Genomic DNA, 3288 nt, shown 5'->3' with positions numbered 1-3288 from the left:
ATCACGTGATACGGAAATTGAAGAACTGAAACAAAAGATGGAAGAATGTGACGACGAGGAAATTAAACAACTGAAGCAAGAGATTAAAGAACGTGACGAGAAAATTCAAAGACTAACACAAGAGCTTAAACAGCGTGATGAAGCAGTAAAAGCGCCGCTTCATAAGAATAAGAAGAGTAAGAAGAAGGGTAAGTGAGGAGATAGGGGTGGAAGATATGATACTTAAAAAGAAGTATGAATTTACTGATGAAATAATCAAATTTTGTGGCAAAACTCTTCACCGTATTCGTGCATTAAAAGACTTTGGAGATGTCGAGCAATGGGATCTAGGTGGTTTTATAGAGCATGAGGGCAACTTATCTCATGAGGGTAATTGTTGGATTTACGATGAGGCACATGTTTATAGCAATGCACGAGTTTACGGCAATGCCAAGGTTTATGGTAAGGCATGTGTTAATGAAAATGCATGTGTTGGTAACAATGCTCAGGTTTACGATAATGCACACGTTTACGGTGATGCAGAAATTTATGATCATGCGCATGTTTACGGCAGAGCTAAGGTTTATGGAAATGCTCATGTTTTTGATCAGGCGCATGTATATGGTACAGCAGCAATTCATGAATTTGCCAATGCATTTGGTAATGCACGTATTTCTCAAGATATTATTGGTAGTATTGCGTCGGTTGATGGTAGCGAAAAAAAATACGAACTTACTGATGAAACAATTGAAGTTGATGATCATACTCTTTACCGCATACGTGCATTGAGAGACTTTGGTGATGTCAAAAAAGGTGATTTAGGGGGCTGGGTAGAAAGTGAAGATAACCTAAGTCATGAAGGCAATTGTTGGATCAGTGGTGGAGGGGCGGTTTTTGGTGGTACAAGAATAAGGGGTGGTGAACATATAAACTCTCAGTTCGTTTCTAATAAGACTTATGAATTGTCTATGTTAACACCACAACGATATATGGCATCTCTACCTTGGCACCGTAGAATATGGGAGCGACTCCGTTATTATTGGGAGTGCGGAATATGGCTTTAGAGCTTCATAAACGTGATGAATAATACAATTCTTTGTTTTGATCTAGGTACCAAAACAGGGTGGGCGATACGTGGTGCAAGTGGTGACATGTTCAGTGGTACCGTGAATTTTCAATCGCGCCGTTTTGAAGGCGGTGGAATGCGTTACTTGCGCTTTAAGCAATGGCTATCAGAAATAAAGCAGACAGCAGGTCAAATTGACGTGGTGTATTTTGAAGAGGTGAGGCGTCATAAAGGTACAGATGCAGCGCATGTTTACGGTGGTTTGTTAGCAACGTTAACGGCGTGGTGTGAACAGCATCAGATACCGTATGAGGGTATACCAGTAAGTACGATTAAGAAAGCGACGACAGGCAAGGGGAATGCGTCGAAAGAAGAGATGATTAAGGCGGTGCGTGCAAAAGGGCACAATCCGAAAGATGATAACGAAGCAGATGCTTTAGCAATTTTATATTTAGTTAAAGAAAGGGAATTGGGGTATGTCCAGTAAATTACCATGGACGAGGCTTTTTGCAGACAAGTGGCTACTTGATCTTGCATATTTGCCAGCTTTTGAAGGTTTCATATATGTTAAGTTGCGCTTTCAAATGCTTCGCACAGGAGAGCCGCTTACGAATAATTTTAAAGTGTTATCTTTATTGGCTGGCTGCTCAGTAAAAAAATTTCAGAAGGCATTAGATCTTTTATTAGAAACTGGACATATCATTTGTTTAGAAGATGGTCGGTTGTGGAACCCAGATGTTGAATTAGAATTAAATGATAGCAAAGAGAAATCAGAAGCAGCAACAAAAGCAGCTCATTCTAGATGGCATAAAACAAAAGGTAAAAATGACAATAATCATATAAAAGGAAACGCATATGCGGATTGCATGCAGAGCGCATACGATGCGCATAGTGTTGCGCAATGCGAACGCAATGCCATTAACAATAACATTAACATATATAAAAAAAATAAAACTAACGTTTTATTAAAAAAAGAAATTGATTTTGAAGATTTAGAAACAATCGATTTGGTTGACGAGCCAATCGAGGTTGATGCGATTGAAAGCGAACCAAATCAAATCGCAACATCATCAGACAACCAACCTCCCCCATTCACGAGCAAGAAAACGTTCCTAAAAAAGCCAAGCGGGTTAAAGCCGATAGAGGTTGTCGATTGCCTGCGGATTTTGAACCCGATTACGATTTTGCAATCAACGAAGGCTTGCCTTCAGAGCGTGTGAAAGTCGAAATCGCAAAATTTAGAGATTATTGGAATGCCAAGGCAGGTAAGGACGCATGCAAAACGGATTGGCAAGCAACATGGCGCAACTGGGTACGCAAGGCAATTGAAGATTTACAGAAAGGAAAAAACTATGGAAAGTCAAGCACTGAAACAACAGTACAGCAGCGTGGATGGAGTTATCGCGTTGCACAGCACATGTCCAATATCAAAAATTCAGATAGTGTGTACAAATTTCTATTCGAGGATGACAACCGAACCACCATTCCATTGGAAGACAGGGCAAAAACCATTGATTGCAGAAGCGGAGAGAATTACTTCATTAGTTCATGATGCGTTGCAAAAGCTTGAAAAGAAAGCGACTGAAGAAGAAATTCAAACAACGTATCTTGTCCTTTCAAATGGACTTAAGAGCCCCATGGGATCAGATGAGAAAGCGACAGCGCTTGCGTATCTTTACGCTCTTGAAGGCATAAGCAGCTGGGTATTGCAAACGGCAACAAAGAACGCTTTGAAAGGCAAAGCCGAGGGCTTAAATTCGACCTTTATGCCCTCAACAGCAGATTTTTATCGTTATTGTAAGACGCTTGAAGGCAATATTCGCTTTCATGCAAAGCACATTCTTAGGAGCCTTGAAAAGCCTGAAAAGGAAACAAATAAAAAGGCACCGATGCCATCAGAACGCATAGAAAAGCTTCAAAAAGAACTTGAAGAAGTTTTAAAGGGCATTGAATGATAAACAGCAAAGTAGTGAAGTTTGCTGATGATTTTGAGAATAGATATGCGTTTAAATTGACAGAAAGGCACCGTACAGAGCGATTTAAAGATTTTGTGATAAAAACCACATTGAAATTAAAAACGCTTCTATACGGTCCATTTTGAGGCAAATAAATCCATTGGTAAAGTTATGGATTTAGGTAGGGGATATTAAACCAGATGTTTTTAAAAAAACGTAAACAGAAGGGGGGGAAAAAGTTCGTTGCAACGGCGGTGGGGCATGCCCCATGGGGATTAGGGGTAGCAG

General features: G+C 40.1%; 3 protein-coding genes and 2 pseudogenes. All 5 read left to right on the top strand.

What is annotated here, in order from left to right:
* Window positions 1–196: pseudogene (locus tag ACFING_RS09040) on the top strand (hypothetical protein); the annotation flags it as partial.
* Between the two features lie 19 nt (window positions 197–215).
* A complete protein-coding gene (locus tag ACFING_RS09035; RefSeq protein WP_375630582.1) occupies window positions 216–1043 on the top strand; it encodes a hypothetical protein in 828 nt (275 codons plus the stop codon).
* Between the two features lie 15 nt (window positions 1044–1058).
* A complete protein-coding gene (locus ACFING_RS09030; RefSeq protein ID WP_375630580.1) occupies window positions 1059–1532 on the top strand; it encodes a crossover junction endodeoxyribonuclease RuvC in 474 nt (157 codons plus the stop codon).
* Window positions 1522–2597 (top strand): annotated as a pseudogene (locus ACFING_RS09025) (hypothetical protein). The gene ACFING_RS09030 and the pseudogene ACFING_RS09025 overlap by 11 nt, the downstream one beginning before the upstream one ends.
* The gene (locus ACFING_RS09020) at window positions 2557–3000 is read left to right on the top strand and encodes a hypothetical protein (protein WP_375613776.1); all 444 of its coding nucleotides are present in this window, start codon (window positions 2557–2559) and stop codon (window positions 2998–3000) included. Before ACFING_RS09025 ends, ACFING_RS09020 begins: the two are co-directional and overlap by 41 nt.
* Window positions 3001–3288 lie beyond the last annotated feature (288 nt).

The sequence above is a fragment of the Bartonella sp. AP150HLJHH genome (genome assembly GCF_042196385.1).
Classification (GTDB): domain Bacteria; phylum Pseudomonadota; class Alphaproteobacteria; order Rhizobiales; family Rhizobiaceae; genus Bartonella.
Note: the sequence above shows the minus strand (reverse complement) of the source record. Positions and strands in the feature narration are given on the sequence as shown.